Origin of the sequence: Streptococcus infantis, from assembly GCF_000960085.1 — a bacterium.
GTDB classification, from domain to species: Bacteria; Bacillota; Bacilli; order Lactobacillales; family Streptococcaceae; genus Streptococcus; species Streptococcus infantis_C.
The window spans coordinates 1-16,446 of the sequence record NZ_JYGT01000002.1 but is presented as its reverse complement, the minus strand read 5'-3'; the positions used below and the strand labels follow the sequence as shown (position 1 = coordinate 16,446).

Genomic DNA, 16,446 nt, shown 5'->3' with positions numbered 1-16,446 from the left:
TTAGTTACAGCGTGCTTCCAACTTTCTATTTTACTTTTCTGATAGACAAGCTTATAATAAGAAGTGCTTATTTTCGGAGGTTTTTATGTCATTTCTATCAAAAAATTGGGCCGGACTTCTAGTCTGTCTTATCATTTCTATCATCTCTTGGTTTTTAGGAGGCTTCTTACCTGTTGTAGGAGCGCCAGTTTTTGCTATTTTTATCGGAATGATTCTCCATCCCTTTCTCACTTCCTATAAACAGCTGGATGCTGGTTTGACTTACAGCTCTAAAAAATTACTCCAGTACGCTGTCATCTTGCTTGGATTTGGACTCAATATCTCTCAAGTTTTCGCAGTTGGAAAATCCTCACTTCCTGTTATTCTCTCTACTATTTCTATTGCTTTAGTTGTAGCCTATCTTTTCCAACGCTTTTTTGACCTCGATACAAAGCTGGCTACCTTGATTGGAGTTGGTTCTTCTATCTGTGGAGGCTCTGCCATTGCGGCAACCGCACCTGTCATCCATGCTAAGGAAAAAGAAGTCGCTCAAGCCATATCTGTTATCTTTTTCTTTAATGTCATAGCTGCGCTTATCTTCCCGACCCTAGGAAGCTGGCTTCACCTATCAAACGAAGGTTTTTCTCTCTTTGCAGGGACAGCAGTCAACGATACTTCTTCTGTAACGGCTACAGCTAGCGCCTGGGATAGTCTATACAATACCAACACTCTGGAGGCAGCAACCATTGTCAAACTGACCCGTACCCTAGCTATTATCCCTATTACCCTCTTCCTCTCCTACTGGCAAAATCGTCAACAAGGAAATAGCCAAGGGGTAAAACTTAAAAAAATCTTCCCTGTTTTCATTCTCTACTTTATCCTGGCTTCTCTGCTAACGACTATCCTTACTTCCTTCGGTGTCAGCAGTAGCTTCTTTGCACCTCTCAAACAACTCTCTAAATTCCTCATTATCATGGCCATGAGCGCTATCGGTCTCAAAACCAATCTCATCACCATGATCAAGTCCAGCGGTAAATCTATTCTCCTTGGAGCCCTCTGCTGGATTGCCATTATCCTGACTAGTCTTGGCATGCAAATACTCATCGGTATTATCTAAGACAAAAGGTAGCCTAAAGGCTACCTTTTTATTGTTCAAGAATTAAACGTGTATGTTCTCTTTTGATGCAACGATTCATCACAATATCATCACATCCTCCAGCACGCAAGATTTCTTCCGCTTCTAGACTTTCAAGTCCTAGTTGCGCCCAGAAAATTTTAGCATCCGCCTTGAGAAAATCTCTTGCCACGTCTGGTAGAAACTCACTACGACGATAGACATTAACGATAGCGACAGGGAAAGGAATTTCAGATAGACTGGCATAAGCCTTTTCTCCCAAGATTTCCCCACCTGCAGCCTTAGGGTTTACTGGTATGATTTTATAGCCACGAGCCTGCATTTCCTTTGTCACTCGATTGCTAGTTGTTTCCTCACGGTCAGACAAGCCCACTACTGCTAGAGTTTTACTGGTTTCTAGATACTGACGGATCACGCCATCACTTGGATTGATAAATTCTTGAGTCATAAAAATCCTCCTTTTTCATCAGTATAGCATATTTTGAAAGGGTTTGCAGAAATTTACTATAAAAACAAAAATCAAAAAATCCTCCCAAAATTAAACTATTTCATCTAATTTGAGGAGGATTCATAAATTTTTTATTTATAGATTATTCTCTTGTTGGTTTATACTGAAGGCTTTCTCCATGTTGTTTGACAAAGTCACTCATCTCTGAGTCAGGAATTTGTCGAAGGTAGAGATTAGCACGAATCGTATCATCTTCTTCACGACAAGTAGAAAGGACAAGATATTTATCCTTAGCTGATACCTTAACATTTGGTTTCTTAACCTCTGCAGTATCATAAATAGTAGTTAGCTGTTTCTCAAAATCCGCATCATCATCAAAAGAAGTACGGTAAAAAGCTGTTTCTTCTGGAACAATAATCATGGCAACAGCTTCATAATAATACTTTCTCTCTGGAGTTTCAATGACAACATAAGGGTGTGCATCAAAATATTCTTGGCGACTGAAATAGTTCACATCTTTAAACATACGATGATCAGGAACTTTACTACCACGAGCGTGACCAAATAACCAAGTCAATCGATCACTAAAGTCCTTCTTGTTATCAGCGTCCATAAAGACTGCCCCCATTAAAGGCTCGTTAACACCATCAAAGCGCTTATCTAAATAAGTCGCATTATCCGTTGTTTGAACAACTGGTTCATCCAACTGTGTGCCAGGAATATATACATAACCAACTGTTTCAGAGTTTGTTGCAAGTAAACCTTTAAATTTATTAGCAAGATATTCCTTTTCTTCTGCGCTAGCAGTATAAGCTTGCTTTGGCGCTTCCTGAGTAACGGTAGTCTCAGTCGGCTTATTCCCACTTGATTCTGAGAAGCTGTTATTATATATAAACAAGGCTCCCAAAGCAACGATAACTACTGCAGCGATAGAAGCAATTATTTTAGTAATTGGTGTTTTCTTTGTTCTAGAGTGTCCACTCATTTTTTATACCTCGTTATTTACTAAAAAAATCACTGAAACAAAGTTTCAGTGATAGTATACTTCACCAAATAAATAAATTATTTAGCAGCGTGTGTTTTAGGAAGGGCTTTTTGACCTGCTTTTGCAGAAGCTCCAGCTTTTTTAGCAGCTGCATCTGCTTTTTTAGCTTGGTCTACAGCACCTGGTTTACCATCTTCTGGTTTAGTTGCTGCTTGATCAGCTGCTGCTTGATCAGCTGGTTGTACTGCTTGATCAGCTGCTACACCATGGTTAAGAGCTTTATCTTCTGCATCACGCATTTCACGTGTTTTATTGTCTTGAACGCCAGTTGGATCGTTCCAGTATTTACCTTCAGCATAAGCAGTGTCACGGTATGCATCTTGAAGACGAGCTACATATTTGTTACGTACTACATTACGTGCTTCAGTACGAGCTTCCTCTACTTTTGCTACGTATGAACCGTAAAGGTGACCTGAACCATAAGCTTCAAGCGCTTGTTTAGCTGCAACAACAGCTGCATCTTTTTCAGCTTCAGCGTTAATTTCAGCTTCGTGTGCTGCTACTTGTGTATTTGCTTCGTCAGCGATATCACGTTCTGAAACGTAGTGTTTTTGAATCAATGCATTTGAGCTATATGAGTTGTCAGATGCAAATGCTGGAGCTGCTGCAGAAAATACTGCAAGAGCTGCTACTGATGATAATAAAACTTTCTTCATTGTTTTATCTCCTCTTTAATTTTAAAATTTAATTTATAAGGACAACCCTTATTACATCAAATTATATCATATAAATCTAAGTTGTCAAGCTTTTTTTAAAATAAATTTATTTTTTTCTGGTAAAAAATAAGTAAAATTCATTCTAGTTTAAAAAATCAAATAATATTCTTGAAACAATTGATACAAAAATATTTAAACTCCGAACAATACAGACTTCTGTGTTCGATAGGGTTCTGAATTTATAAGCGTTTTTTTATTTCCTCAACTGTAAATTTAAATAGTCTTCTCGATACTAAACAATGGAGAAAGAGGACGTTTTTCGTGGATACGGATGATTGCATCGCCTAAAAGATGAGCGATAGAGATTTGCTCAATCTTATCAATCAAACGTTCCTCTGGTAGGTAGATAGTATCCAAAACAACCAATTTTTTAATGGCTGATTTCTGGATGTTGTCCATAGCTGGCCCTGAAAGAACTGGGTGCGTACAGCTTGCATAAACTTCAACAGCTCCTGCCTCAGCAAGTGCATCCGCTGCATGACAAATAGTCCCAGCTGTATCAATCATATCGTCAATCAAGATACAAGTCTTGCCTTCTACCTTACCAATGATGTTCATCACTTCGCTAGTGTTCATTTTGTCTACGCTACGGCGTTTATCGATAATGGCAATTGGAGTTTTCAAGAACTCTGCTAATTTACGAGCACGAGTTACCCCACCATGGTCTGGACTGACAACAACATAGTCAGAACCAACCATACCACGGCGCTCAAAGTAATCCGCAATCAAAGGAGCACCCATCAAGTGATCAACAGGAATATCAAAGAATCCTTGAATCTGTGCCGCGTGCAAATCAATCGTCAACAAACGATCCACTCCAGCCACTTCAAGCATATTTGCAACGAGTTTTGCAGTGATTGGTTCACGCGCTCGAGCCTTTCTATCCTGACGCGCATAACCGTAGTAAGGCATCACAACGTTGACAGATTCTGCACTAGCACGCTTCAAAGCATCAACCATAATCAAAATCTCTAGTAGATTGTCGTTTACAGGTGAGCTAGTTGATTGTAAGATAAAGACATGTTTCCCACGGATAGATTCTTCGATGTTAACTTGAATTTCTCCATCTGAAAATTGACGAACAGTCGATTTTCCCAATTCTATTCCAATCTCTTGCGCTACACGCTCTGCCAATTCTCTATTTGAAGAAAGGGCAAACAGCTTTAAATCAGAAAAAGACATGATTTCCTCCAGTATTTATGTATCACTTGTGTTTTTTCACAACATTTTCCATCTACCATTGTAGCGCTTTTTTCTTGATTTTTCAATAAAAAATAAGACAAGAGTAGACATTTATCCTCTTGTCTTATGCTATTTTATATTAGTGATAGTAAAGCAAAAATTTATCTATTTTAGCATCCTATTTCTGCCTACGAGAAGCACTTTCACATAAAAATTAGTATACTTCGCTCATTCTTCCTGTGTCCACATCGTAAACAGCTCCTGAAATTATGACATCATCTGGGATCAATGGGCATTCCCGAAGCAATTTCATATCCTCACGCACACTTTCCTCGACATCTTGGAAAGGAAGAAAGTCTTTGCCAGATACATCAACCCCCAATTCACGTTTTAAATGCTCTTGGAAGTCCTCGTTATTGAAGGTTTGGGCACCACAGTCTGTATGGTGAAGTACCACAATCTCTCTTGTTCCCATCTGTTGTTGGGAAATTACTAGGGAGCGAATCATATCATCTGTCACACGGCCACCCGCATTCCGTAAAATATGGGCATCTCCCAGAGCTAACCCTAGAGCTGGCGCAACGTGTAGACGCGAATCCATACAAGTTACGATTGCAACCTTGGTCTTGGGTTTAATGGATAAATGCAAATCTCCATGTAGTTCTACATAAGCTTGATTGGCTTTTAAAAAATTTTCAAAATAGGACATGACAACTCACTTTCTAGTCTGCCAGATAATTTGAACACCAAATTATTTATCTCCTATCTTACCATCTTTTCTTTGTCTTGTCAGCTGTCAACTTTCATATAAAAAAACTGGGACAGATACATCCAGCGTCTAGCTTGGGTTTCTGTCCTAGTTTTTTAAATATTATGAACCTTTTTGGATATACTTGTTAAGTGAGCCTGCAAAGCTTTGAAGATTGAGACTTTGTACATAGACCTCACCAGTCCCTCGGAAGGTGTTCACCACTCCTTCCCCTGTACCGATAGATTGCCAGAAGCCATTTTCTAGGTGAATATCATAGTCCAAAGACTGGCTCCAAGCCACCACATGAGCATTATCAATCGTTACTTCTTGGTTTTGCAGTTCAATTTTTTTAATCGAACCAAAAGCATTGGCCAAAAGAGTTCCTTGACCTTGAGTAGTCATCACAAAGAAACCGCCTTGCCCTCCGAACAGAGCTTTCCCAATAGATTGGCGCTCCATTGTATAGAAAGCTGTACCATCAAGAGCTAGAAAGGCTCCATCATTCAATCGATATTGCTTTTCACCTATCTCAAGAGCAATCACTTGACCAGGAGTATCTGGTGCTAAAGCAAGATTCCCGTTGTCAGACTCAGCAACAGCTTGGGTGATAAAGGTACTTTCACCAGAAACCATTGAACGCCCTACAGCTTTGACAAAACGTCCCAATCCAGATCCGCTAGCATTGAGCTGGGTATTGAGACTTACATTGGGTGTATGGTAGACCATGCTACCGCGCTGAATAAAGACCGTTTCTCCTTGATTGAGCGATAACTCTACCAAAGGAAATTGCATTTGACTATCCATAGAAAATTTCATCAGAAATTCCTCCTTTTTTTATAAATGTTAACAACAAAATAATTTGCAATCTAATACCGAGTAAAACGATTAAGAAAATACTTTTTTCAAGACTTCTCCGATAGTTGTCACTCCAATCACCTGAATTTCCTTAGGTGGCTTGATACCTGTCAAAGAATTTTTCGGTACATAGATTTTTGTAAATCCAAGTTTAGCAGCTTCATTGATTCGTTGTTCGATACGATTCACGCGTCGAATTTCTCCAGTCAGACCTAATTCTCCTACAAAACATTCCTGAGGATTGGTTGGCTTGTCCTTATAACTTGACGCAATAGCAACTGCTACAGCGAGGTCAATGGCAGGCTCATCTAACTTGACACCACCAGCCGATTTAAGATAGGCATCCTGATTTTGCAAGAGAAGACCTGCACGTTTTTCCAAAACAGCCATAATCAGGCTTGCACGATTGAAATCAAGACCAGTCGTAGTACGTTTAGCATTTCCAAACATAGTCGGTGTCACCAAAGCTTGAACCTCCGCCAAAATCGGACGTGTCCCTTCCATAGTCACAACAATTGATGAACCAGTCGCCCCATCCAAGCGTTCTTCCAAAAACACTTCACTAGGATTAAGAACTTCAACCAATCCACCTGATTGCATCTCAAAGATTCCAATCTCATTGGTCGAGCCAAAACGGTTTTTGACCGCTCTTAAAATACGGAAGGTATGGTGGCGCTCCCCTTCAAAGTAAAGTACGGTGTCCACCATATGTTCCAACATACGTGGGCCAGCCAAGGTTCCTTCTTTTGTCACATGCCCCACGATAAAGATGGCGATGTTATTGGTCTTAGCCAACTGCATGAGTTCAGCCGTTACCTCGCGTACTTGAGAGACTGATCCCTGCACCCCTGAAATCTCAGGAGACATAATGGTCTGAATCGAGTCGATGATAAGAAAATCTGGTTGGATACGCTCCACTTCTGCCCGCACACTCTGCATATTGGTTTCTGCATAGAGATAAAACTCACTGTCGATATCACCCAAGCGCTCTGCACGGAGTTTGATCTGTTGAGCAGACTCCTCCCCACTAACATAGAGAACTGTTCCTACTTGAGATAACTGGGTTGATACTTGTAAGAGAAGGGTTGATTTTCCAATCCCTGGATCTCCACCAATGAGGACAAGACTTCCTGGCACCACACCGCCACCAAGCACTCGGTTAAATTCCTCCATCTCAGTCTTAGTTCGATTGACATTGATAGAAGTCACCTCAGCCAATTTCATAGGCTTGGTTTTCTCACCTGTCAAGGACACACGCGCATTTTTGACTTCTGCGACCTCAACTTCTTCTACAAAAGAAGACCAGGCTCCACAGTTTGGACAGCGGCCTAGATACTTGGGTGAATTATATTCACAATTTTGACACACAAATGTCGCTTTTTTCTTTGCTATAATAAACCTCTTTCTAAATCTCTATCTCACACTCAATCACTTGGCAAAAATCAATCTTCTCGTCTGGCACAAATTGACGCATGAGCATTCGATGAGTGACAACAACGACTGTCTGATAGTCTCGATACTTGCCCATAGATTCTAGAAACCGAGACCTCATTTCCTCAGCTGTCTCATATTGAATAGGACTATTAGGCGGTAAGGATCCATTATTTCCTAGAAACAGAGTACGAGCTTTTTCAAAATTCTCTACGCCACTTTCATAGACTTGCCATTCATGCAATAATGGTTCCACTCTCAAAGGAAGTCCAATAGCACTAGCAAGATAAGAAGCCGTTTCTAAAGCTCGCGTCACTGAAGAAGCTACTAGCAAATCAGCTGATTGGAACAAGGGATTTTGGCAAAGGTCCTGAGCCTGTTTCCTTCCCTTCTCAGATAAGGGAGCTAGATCCATTCCAAATCCGGAATAAGCATGCTCCTCTAACACACGATAATCTGGCTCCCCATGACGGACAAAGATAATCTTCATCTTAGTGTCCTGTCGAACCAAATCCACCAGTCCGCACGCCGTCTGCTTCATCTCCATCCGCAATCAAGAAAGGTGCAAAGACAGCCTGAACCACACGTTCCCCAACTTCAAGAATCACTTCTTGGTCAGTAATGTTTTTCATCTGAGCAAAGATATGGCCTTCATTTCCTGGATTTCCATAATAGTCTCCATCAATGACTCCCACAGAGTTGATCAAGACCAAGCCCTTCTTACGAGGATTTGATGAACGGTCATAAAGATAGAGGACCTCAGTTGGTTGCATATAGGCTTTAACACCCGTTGGGACGAGAACAATCTCTCCAGGAGCAATCACCGTACGTTCAGCAACTTTTAGATCGTAACCAGCTGCATGTGCTGTCTCACGCTTGGGTAACAAAGTTTCATCTGTAAAACTAGAAACTAATTCAAAACCACGAATTTTCATATTTTCCCTCTTTTTAAATCTTATATTCTAGGCTATTTTATCTTATTTATTCGAAAAAAGCACGAAAAAAGAGCACACAATCCACATCGCTTAGGGCTGCTGGATTCCTCCCCTGACCCGCTTCACGCAGAACTGTTGCTCCACTAGCTATTATACCACATTCCCTTCTGTTTTTAAAGAGAAATTATTTTTTCCGTCGATTTCGGAAAAAGTCCTGCATAATCCCCGCACACTCACTCTCTAAAATGCCTGTCTCAACGTCCACACGATGATTGAGTCTCTCATCCGTCAAGATATCATACAAGCTTCCAGCAGCGCCAAATTTCTGGTTTTTAGCCCCGTAGACCACGTTCGGAATCCGTGCGAGCCCAATTGCCCCACTACACATGACACAAGGCTCAATGGTCACAAAAAGCGTACAATCAAGCAAGCGCCAACTCTCTTCGCTCAGATTAGCATTCTCTATAGCCATAATTTCTGCATGCATGACTGCACGTTGCAATTCCTCGCGCGCATTATGGCCTCTCCCTATGATTTTACCGTCCTTGACAATCACGCAACCAATCGGGATTTCATCATGCTCTAAGGCGATTTCTGCCTCCTTTAAGGCCTCTCTCATAAAAGCTTCTTTTTCTTCAAGTGTATAATCCATCTCTTCTCTCTTCCTAGCTATCAATTCTATCATTATATCACGTTTTTGAAGACAAAAAAAGCCACCGAATGCGGTGGCTTTATAGGGAGATTATTATGAAAAAGAAAAGTTTAGGAAATTTGTTACAACAAGTTAGGAGGTCTTCTTGTAACTGTCTATAGTATATCCGACCTGTCTTAAACAAATCTTAAAAAATCTCCTATGACCAAACACTTTCTAAAATATTAGTCTGTTCACGACCAGGACCTACTGAGAATGTTGAAATACGCACACCCACCAATTCGCTAACACGACGTACATAGTTACGTGCATTTTCAGGAAGGTCTTCCAAAGTACGTACTCCAGTAATATCTTCATGCCAACCTGGTAGCTCCTCGTAGATTGGTTTACAACGTTTCAATTGTTCAAGACTAGCAGGGTAATAATCAATACGTTGACCATCAAGATCATAGGCCACACAGATTTTTACTGTATCCAAACCACTCAAAACATCGATAGAGTTCAAAGAGAGATTTGTGATGCCAGACACACGACGGCTATGGCGCATAACAACTGAATCAAACCAACCTACACGACGCGGACGACCAGTGGTTGTTCCATACTCATGCCCCACTTCACGGATACGATCTCCAACTTCATCAAATAGCTCAGTTGGGAAAGGACCATCACCAACACGACTTGTGTAAGCTTTACATACACCTACAACCTTGTCAATCTTGCTTGGACCTACTCCAGAACCAATTGTCACACCACCAGCAACAGGATTTGAGGAAGTAACAAATGGATAAGTTCCTTGGTCAATATCAAGCATAACGCCTTGAGCCCCTTCAAAGAGAACACGTTTACCATTATCAAGCGCATCGTTCAAAATAACAGAAGTATCTGTCACATATTGCTTGATTTGTTGGCCATACTCATAATATTCTTCAAAAATATCATCAAATGAAATAGGTTCGCTATCATACAATTTTACAAATTGACGATTTTTCTCAGCAAGATTGCGTTCTAAACGTTCACGGAAAATCTCTTTATCCAAAAGATCTGCGATACGGATACCCACACGAGCTGCCTTGTCCATATAAGCTGGACCAATTCCTTTAATTGTAGTACCAATCTTATTATCACCCTTAGCTTCTTCTTGCAAGCGATCTAACTCGATATGATAAGGCAAAATAACGTGCGCACGATCAGAAATACGTAAATTATCTGTTGTAACCCCTTCTTCATGGAGATAAGACAATTCTTTTACAAGAGACTTTGGATTTACAACCATTCCGTTTCCAATTACAGAGATTTTTTCTGGGAAGAAAATTCCAGAAGGAATCAAGTGTAACTTAAATTTTTTTCCATCAATCACAATCGTGTGACCTGCATTGTCACCACCTTGGTAACGAGCAATCACCTCTGCATTAGCTGAAAGAAAATCAGTAATTTTTCCTTTACCTTCATCACCCCATTGGGTACCTACAACAACAACTGAAGTCATAATAAATTTTCGTCTGAGCCTAAAGGCTCGTCCTTTCTCATATACATGGCGGGACTCTCACCCACAATTATATCTTACAATTTATTATAAGAAAAAAACCCCATTTTATCAAGAATAAACACTAGAAAAGATTAGGGTTTTCCTTTGATTTTAAAATAAATAAAGTAAAAATTTAAGATTATTCTATATATTTTTTATTATATATAAATTAACGTTCGTAATAAATGAAAATGACTATATCTACTAACAATAATTGAATGTTTGTCCAAGTAAATGATTAAGATAGATACGATAAGCTGCCCTAAAATGACAGAGAATAAAGTCTTTCTCATCCTTTATTCTGAAACGAACTAAATAATAAAGTAAGAATTTTAAATGAAACGATTCCCAATCATCATTAGACTGAAAAAGTAACGCATATTCCCCTTCAATCTGTTTGAGAAAAATAAAACAATGATCATAATACTTTTGAAGCATATAAAAAACCTTTCTTATTGATAAAACTAGTCTATCAGAAAGGCTAATTAAAAAGATAATTAATCCTATATAATAAAAATTTCAAGCTAAGCGAACTTCAAATAAACGAAAGAAGTAAGAATAGATGAAAAAAGGTTCATAAAAAAATTTATACGTATACTGAAGAAACAAAAAAACGTTCCTTAGAACGTTTAAAAACTCCGCCAGTAGGACTCGAACCTACGACATCATGATTAACAGTCATGCGCTACTACCAACTGAGCTATGGCGGATAAAAGCTAAGCGACTTCCATATCTCACAGGGGGCAACCCCCAACTACTTCCGGCGTTCTAGGGCTTAACTTCTGTGTTCGGCATGGGTACAGGTGTATCTCCTAGGCTATCGTCACTTAACTCTGAGTAATACCTACTCAAAATTGAATATCTATCAAATTCCAAGAAAACCTTACGCTTTCATATTCTCAGTTACTTTGGATAAGTCCTCGAGCTATTAGTATTAGTCCGCTACATGTGTCGCCACACTTCCACTTCTAACCTATCTACCTGATCATCTCTCAGGGCTCTTACTGATATAAAATCATGGGAAATCTCATCTTGAGGTGGGTTTCACACTTAGATGCTTTCAGCGTTTATCCCTTCCCTACATAGCTACCCAGCGATGCCTTTGGCAAGACAACTGGTACACCAGCGGTAAGTCCACTCTGGTCCTCTCGTACTAGGAGCAGATCCTCTCAAATTTCCTACGCCCGCGACGGATAGGGACCGAACTGTCTCACGACGTTCTGAACCCAGCTCGCGTGCCGCTTTAATGGGCGAACAGCCCAACCCTTGGGACCGACTACAGCCCCAGGATGCGACGAGCCGACATCGAGGTGCCAAACCTCCCCGTCGATGTGAACTCTTGGGGGAGATAAGCCTGTTATCCCCAGGGTAGCTTTTATCCGTTGAGCGATGGCCCTTCCATACGGAACCACCGGATCACTAAGCCCGACTTTCGTCCCTGCTCGAGTTGTAGCTCTCGCAGTCAAGCTCCCTTATACCTTTACACTCTGCGAATGATTTCCAACCATTCTGAGGGAACCTTTGGGCGCCTCCGTTACCTTTTAGGAGGCGACCGCCCCAGTCAAACTGCCCGTCAGACACTGTCTCCGATAGGGATCACCTATCCGGGTTAGAGTGGCCATAACACAAGGGTAGTATCCCAACAACGTCTCCTTCGAAACTGGCGTCCCGATCTCATAGACTCCTACCTATCCTGTACATGTGGTACAGACACTCAATATCAAACTGCAGTAAAGCTCCATGGGGTCTTTCCGTCCTGTCGCGGGTAACCTGCATCTTCACAGGTACTAAAATTTCACCGAGTCTCTCGTTGAGACAGTGCCCAAATCATTACGCCTTTCGTGCGGGTCGGAACTTACCCGACAAGGAATTTCGCTACCTTAGGACCGTTATAGTTACGGCCGCCGTTTACTGGGGCTTCAATTCATACCTTCGCGTTACCGCTAAGCACTCCTCTTAACCTTCCAGCACCGGGCAGGCGTCACCCCCTATACATCATCTTACGATTTAGCAGAGAGCTGTGTTTTTGATAAACAGTTGCTTGGGCCTATTCACTGCGGCTGACGTAAAGTCAGCACCCCTTCTCCCGAAGTTACGGGGTCATTTTGCCGAGTTCCTTAACGAGAGTTCTCTCGCTCACCTGAGGCTACTCGCCTCGACTACCTGTGTCGGTTTGCGGTACGGGTAGAGTATGTTTAACGCTAGAAGCTTTTCTTGGCAGTGTGACGTCACTAACTTCGCTACTAAACTTCGCTCCCCATCACAGCTCAATGTTATAGAACTAAGCATTTGACTCAGTTCACACCTCACTGCTTAGACAGACACTTCCAATCGTCTGCTTTAGTTAGCCTACTGCGTCCCTCCATCACTACATACTCTAGTACAGGAATATCAACCTGTTGTCCATCGGATACACCTTTCGGTCTCTCCTTAGGTCCCGACTAACCCAGGGCGGACGAGCCTTCCCCTGGAAACCTTAGTCTTACGGTGGACAGGATTCTCACCTGTCTTTCGCTACTCATACCGGCATTCTCACTTCTATGCGTTCCAGCGCTCCTCACGGTACACCTTCGCCACACATAGAACGCTCTCCTACCATACCTATAAAGGTATCCACAGCTTCGGTAAATTGTTTTAGCCCCGGTACATTTTCGGCGCAGGGTCACTCGACTAGTGAGCTATTACGCACTCTTTGAATGAATAGCTGCTTCTAAGCTAACATCCTAGTTGTCTGTGCAACCCCACATCCTTTTCCACTTAACAATTATTTTGGGACCTTAGCTGGTGGTCTGGGCTGTTTCCCTTTCGACTACGGATCTTAGCACTCGCAGTCTGACTGCCGACCATAATTCATTGGCATTCGGAGTTTATCTGAGATTGGTAATCCGGGATGGACCCCTCACCCAAACAGTGCTCTACCTCCAAGAATCTTTATGTCGACGCTAGCCCTAAAGCTATTTCGGAGAGAACCAGCTATCTCCAAGTTCGTTTGGAATTTCTCCGCTACCCACAAGTCATCCAAGCACTTTTCAACGTGCCCTGGTTCGGTCCTCCAGTGCGTCTTACCGCACCTTCAACCTGCTCATGGGTAGGTCACATGGTTTCGGGTCTACGACATGATACTAAAGCGCCCTATTCAGACTCGGTTTCCCTACGGCTCCGTCTCTTCAACTTAACCTCGCATCATATCGTAACTCGCCGGTTCATTCTACAAAAGGCACGCTCTCACCCATTAACGGGCTCGAACTTGTTGTAGGCACACGGTTTCAGGTTCTATTTCACTCCCCTCCCGGGGTGCTTTTCACCTTTCCCTCACGGTACTGGTTCACTATCGGTCACTAGGGAGTATTTAGGGTTGGGAGATGGTCCTCCCAGATTCCGACGGGATTTCACGTGTCCCGCCGTACTCAGGATACTGCTAGGTACAAAGACTATTTTGAATACGAGGCTCTCACTCTCTTTGGCTGATCTTCCCATATCATTCTTCTATAATCTTTGAGTCCACATTGCAGTCCTACAACCCCGAAGAGTAAACTCTTCGGTTTGCCCTCCTGCCGTTTCGCTCGCCGCTACTAAGGCAATCGCTTTTGCTTTCTCTTCCTGCAGCTACTTAGATGTTTCAGTTCACTGCGTCTTCCTCCTCATATCCTTAACAGATATGGGTAACAGGTAGTACCTGTTGGGTTCCCCCATTCGGAAATCCCTGGATCATCGCTTACTTACAGCTACCCAAGGCATATCGTCGTTTGTCACGTCCTTCTTCGGCTCCTAGTGCCAAGGCATCCACCGTGCGCCCTTATTAACTTAACCTTACTTTTTTGACCTTTCAGTCATAAACTCTTATTAATACTACAGCGTTTTCGGTTTATTTTCTTGTTACTATTTGATATAGATATTCAATTTTCAATGTGCATTACTTGGTGATCTCTCACCAATGGAGCCTAGCGGGATCGAACCGCTGACCTCCTGCGTGCAAAGCAGGCGCTCTCCCAGCTGAGCTAAGGCCCCACAAGACCTCTCAAGACTAAACAAGACCAATGTGCATTCCTTATCCTTAGAAAGGAGGTGATCCAGCCGCACCTTCCGATACGGCTACCTTGTTACGACTTCACCCCAATCATCTATCCCACCTTAGGCGGCTGGCTCCAAATGGTTACCTCACCGACTTCGGGTGTTACAAACTCTCGTGGTGTGACGGGCGGTGTGTACAAGGCCCGGGAACGTATTCACCGCGGCGTGCTGATCCGCGATTACTAGCGATTCCGACTTCATGTAGGCGAGTTGCAGCCTACAATCCGAACTGAGACTGGCTTTAAGAGATTAGCTTGCCGTCACCGACTTGCGACTCGTTGTACCAGCCATTGTAGCACGTGTGTAGCCCAGGTCATAAGGGGCATGATGATTTGACGTCATCCCCACCTTCCTCCGGTTTATTACCGGCAGTCTCGCTAGAGTGCCCAACTGAATGATGGCAACTAACAATAGGGGTTGCGCTCGTTGCGGGACTTAACCCAACATCTCACGACACGAGCTGACGACAACCATGCACCACCTGTCACCTCTGTCCCGAAGGAAAACTCTATCTCTAGAGCGGTCAGAGGGATGTCAAGACCTGGTAAGGTTCTTCGCGTTGCTTCGAATTAAACCACATGCTCCACCGCTTGTGCGGGCCCCCGTCAATTCCTTTGAGTTTCAACCTTGCGGTCGTACTCCCCAGGCGGAGTGCTTAATGCGTTAGCTACGGCACTAAACCCCGGAAAGGGTCTAACACCTAGCACTCATCGTTTACGGCGTGGACTACCAGGGTATCTAATCCTGTTTGCTCCCCACGCTTTCGAGCCTCAGCGTCAGTTACAAGCCAGAGAGCCGCTTTCGCCACCGGTGTTCCTCCATATATCTACGCATTTCACCGCTACACATGGAATTCCACTCTCCCCTCTTGCACTCAAGTTAAACAGTTTCCAAAGCGTACTATGGTTAAGCCACAGCCTTTAACTTCAGACTTATCTAACCGCCTGCGCTCGCTTTACGCCCAATAAATCCGGATAACGCTCGGGACCTACGTATTACCGCGGCTGCTGGCACGTAGTTAGCCGTCCCTTTCTGGTAAGATACCGTCACAGTGTGAACTTTCCACTCTCACACTCGTTCTTCTCTTACAACAGAGCTTTACGATCCGAAAACCTTCTTCACTCACGCGGCGTTGCTCGGTCAGACTTCCGTCCATTGCCGAAGATTCCCTACTGCTGCCTCCCGTAGGAGTCTGGGCCGTGTCTCAGTCCCAGTGTGGCCGATCACCCTCTCAGGTCGGCTATGTATCGTCGCCTTGGTGAGCCGTTACCCCACCAACTAGCTAATACAACGCAGGTCCATCTGGTAGTGGAGCAATTGCCCCTTTTAAACAGCTATCATGCAATAACTGTTGTCATGCGGTATTAGCTATCGTTTCCAATAGTTATCCCCCGCTACCAGGCAGGTTACCTACGCGTTACTCACCCGTTCGCAACTCATCCGCTCGGTGCAAGCACCAAGCTTCAGCGTTCTACTTGCATGTATTAGGCACGCCGCCAGCGTTCATCCTGAGCCAGGATCAAACTCTCATTAAAAGTTTGAGTTCTCACTCATTTCTGTCACTGACAGATTTATTGTTTTTTCATTGTTCAGTACTATAACCTTCAGTTATAGTGCCCTGCACATTGGTTCGTCTTGTTCAGTTTTCAAAGGTCTTTGTCGCGCTTGCGACAACTATATTAGTATATCACAGTCAGTTTTCTCTGTCAACAGGTTTTTTT

13 protein-coding genes, 2 tRNA genes, 3 rRNA genes and 1 other RNA gene are annotated in these 16,446 nt (G+C 42.8%); 1 reads left to right on the top strand and 18 read right to left on the bottom strand.

Annotation, left to right across the window (positions count from 1 at the left end):
• The first annotated feature begins 85 nt into the window (after window positions 1-85).
• Window positions 86-1,096, top strand: coding sequence for a YeiH family protein (locus tag TZ94_RS00170; protein ID WP_045613098.1), 1,011 nt, complete (start codon window positions 86-88; stop codon window positions 1,094-1,096).
• A 28-nt stretch (window positions 1,097-1,124) separates the two neighbouring features.
• Here the strand turns inward: TZ94_RS00170 and TZ94_RS00165 are convergent, their stop codons facing one another.
• The 18 genes from TZ94_RS00165 to TZ94_RS00085 form a co-directional block, all read right to left on the bottom strand.
• The gene (locus TZ94_RS00165) at window positions 1,125-1,562 is read right to left on the bottom strand and encodes a CoA-binding protein (protein WP_045613097.1); all 438 of its coding nucleotides are present in this window, start codon (window positions 1,560-1,562) and stop codon (window positions 1,125-1,127) included.
• 142 nt (window positions 1,563-1,704) lie between these two features.
• Complete coding sequence (gene srtB / locus TZ94_RS00160; RefSeq protein ID WP_045613095.1) at window positions 1,705-2,547, bottom strand: class B sortase, LPKTxAVK-specific; 843 nt, start codon at window positions 2,545-2,547, stop codon at window positions 1,705-1,707.
• Window positions 2,548-2,624: 77 nt separating this feature from the next.
• Window positions 2,625-3,263, bottom strand: a complete 639-nt coding sequence (gene abpA, locus TZ94_RS00155; protein WP_045613093.1) for an amylase-binding adhesin AbpA — start codon at window positions 3,261-3,263, stop codon at window positions 2,625-2,627.
• Between the two features lie 273 nt (window positions 3,264-3,536).
• Window positions 3,537-4,505: a ribose-phosphate diphosphokinase gene (locus TZ94_RS00150; RefSeq protein ID WP_000010176.1), complete on the bottom strand. Its 969-nt coding sequence runs from the start codon at window positions 4,503-4,505 to the stop codon at window positions 3,537-3,539.
• A 214-nt stretch (window positions 4,506-4,719) separates the two neighbouring features.
• Complete coding sequence (locus tag TZ94_RS00145) at window positions 4,720-5,214, bottom strand: beta-class carbonic anhydrase (protein WP_045613092.1); 495 nt, start codon at window positions 5,212-5,214, stop codon at window positions 4,720-4,722.
• Window positions 5,215-5,376: 162 nt separating this feature from the next.
• The gene (locus TZ94_RS00140) at window positions 5,377-6,072 is read right to left on the bottom strand and encodes a TIGR00266 family protein (protein WP_045613090.1); all 696 of its coding nucleotides are present in this window, start codon (window positions 6,070-6,072) and stop codon (window positions 5,377-5,379) included.
• Between the two features lie 69 nt (window positions 6,073-6,141).
• Complete coding sequence (gene radA / locus TZ94_RS00135; protein WP_071788242.1) at window positions 6,142-7,503, bottom strand: DNA repair protein RadA; 1,362 nt, start codon at window positions 7,501-7,503, stop codon at window positions 6,142-6,144.
• Between the two features lie 13 nt (window positions 7,504-7,516).
• Window positions 7,517-8,032: a histidine phosphatase family protein gene (locus TZ94_RS00130; protein WP_045613088.1), complete on the bottom strand. Its 516-nt coding sequence runs from the start codon at window positions 8,030-8,032 to the stop codon at window positions 7,517-7,519.
• A 1-nt stretch (window position 8,033) separates the two neighbouring features.
• Window positions 8,034-8,477, bottom strand: a complete 444-nt coding sequence (locus TZ94_RS00125; RefSeq protein ID WP_045613087.1) for a dUTP diphosphatase — start codon at window positions 8,475-8,477, stop codon at window positions 8,034-8,036.
• Window positions 8,478-8,531: 54 nt separating this feature from the next.
• Window positions 8,532-8,629: signal recognition particle sRNA small type (gene ffs, locus TZ94_RS09375), an RNA gene on the bottom strand.
• 32 nt (window positions 8,630-8,661) lie between these two features.
• The gene (gene tadA, locus TZ94_RS00120; RefSeq protein WP_045613085.1) at window positions 8,662-9,129 is read right to left on the bottom strand and encodes a tRNA adenosine(34) deaminase TadA; all 468 of its coding nucleotides are present in this window, start codon (window positions 9,127-9,129) and stop codon (window positions 8,662-8,664) included.
• Window positions 9,130-9,328: 199 nt separating this feature from the next.
• Entirely contained in the window at window positions 9,329-10,615 is a 1,287-nt protein-coding gene (locus TZ94_RS00115; RefSeq protein WP_045613084.1) for an adenylosuccinate synthase, read from the bottom strand.
• Window positions 10,616-10,858: 243 nt separating this feature from the next.
• Window positions 10,859-11,092: a sigma(X)-activator ComW gene (gene comW / locus TZ94_RS09990; protein WP_045613083.1), complete on the bottom strand. Its 234-nt coding sequence runs from the start codon at window positions 11,090-11,092 to the stop codon at window positions 10,859-10,861.
• Window positions 11,093-11,290: 198 nt separating this feature from the next.
• Window positions 11,291-11,364, bottom strand: a tRNA-Asn gene (locus TZ94_RS00105).
• Between the two features lie 5 nt (window positions 11,365-11,369).
• Window positions 11,370-11,485, bottom strand: a 5S ribosomal RNA gene (rrf, locus tag TZ94_RS00100).
• Between the two features lie 77 nt (window positions 11,486-11,562).
• Window positions 11,563-14,464: ribosomal RNA gene (locus tag TZ94_RS00095) — 23S ribosomal RNA — on the bottom strand.
• A gap of 125 nt (window positions 14,465-14,589) precedes the next feature.
• A tRNA-Ala gene (locus TZ94_RS00090) sits at window positions 14,590-14,662 on the bottom strand.
• Between the two features lie 50 nt (window positions 14,663-14,712).
• Window positions 14,713-16,260, bottom strand: a 16S ribosomal RNA gene (locus TZ94_RS00085).
• Together the 16S, 23S and 5S rRNA genes with 2 tRNA genes alongside form the textbook arrangement of a ribosomal RNA operon.
• Window positions 16,261-16,446: the final 186 nt, after the last annotated feature.

Excerpts from the sequence above, each read along its gene's own strand:
- TZ94_RS00125 (WP_045613087.1), bottom strand. The coding sequence starts at position 8,477 with ATGAAAATTCGTGGTTTTGAATTAGTTTCTAGTTTTACAGATGAAACT.
- abpA (WP_045613093.1), bottom strand. The coding sequence starts at position 3,263 with ATGAAGAAAGTTTTATTATCATCAGTAGCAGCTCTTGCAGTATTTTCT.
- comW (WP_045613083.1), bottom strand. The coding sequence starts at position 11,092 with ATGCTTCAAAAGTATTATGATCATTGTTTTATTTTTCTCAAACAGATT.
- TZ94_RS00150 (WP_000010176.1), bottom strand. The coding sequence starts at position 4,505 with ATGTCTTTTTCTGATTTAAAGCTGTTTGCCCTTTCTTCAAATAGAGAA.
- TZ94_RS00165 (WP_045613097.1), bottom strand. The coding sequence starts at position 1,562 with ATGACTCAAGAATTTATCAATCCAAGTGATGGCGTGATCCGTCAGTAT.
- TZ94_RS00130 (WP_045613088.1), bottom strand. The coding sequence starts at position 8,032 with ATGAAGATTATCTTTGTCCGTCATGGGGAGCCAGATTATCGTGTGTTA.
- TZ94_RS00115 (WP_045613084.1), bottom strand. The coding sequence starts at position 10,615 with ATGACTTCAGTTGTTGTTGTAGGTACCCAATGGGGTGATGAAGGTAAA.
- TZ94_RS00140 (WP_045613090.1), bottom strand. The coding sequence starts at position 6,072 with ATGAAATTTTCTATGGATAGTCAAATGCAATTTCCTTTGGTAGAGTTA.
- srtB (WP_045613095.1), bottom strand. The coding sequence starts at position 2,547 with ATGAGTGGACACTCTAGAACAAAGAAAACACCAATTACTAAAATAATT.
- TZ94_RS00170 (WP_045613098.1), top strand. The coding sequence starts at position 86 with ATGTCATTTCTATCAAAAAATTGGGCCGGACTTCTAGTCTGTCTTATC.
- TZ94_RS00145 (WP_045613092.1), bottom strand. The coding sequence starts at position 5,214 with ATGTCCTATTTTGAAAATTTTTTAAAAGCCAATCAAGCTTATGTAGAA.
- tadA (WP_045613085.1), bottom strand. The coding sequence starts at position 9,129 with ATGGATTATACACTTGAAGAAAAAGAAGCTTTTATGAGAGAGGCCTTA.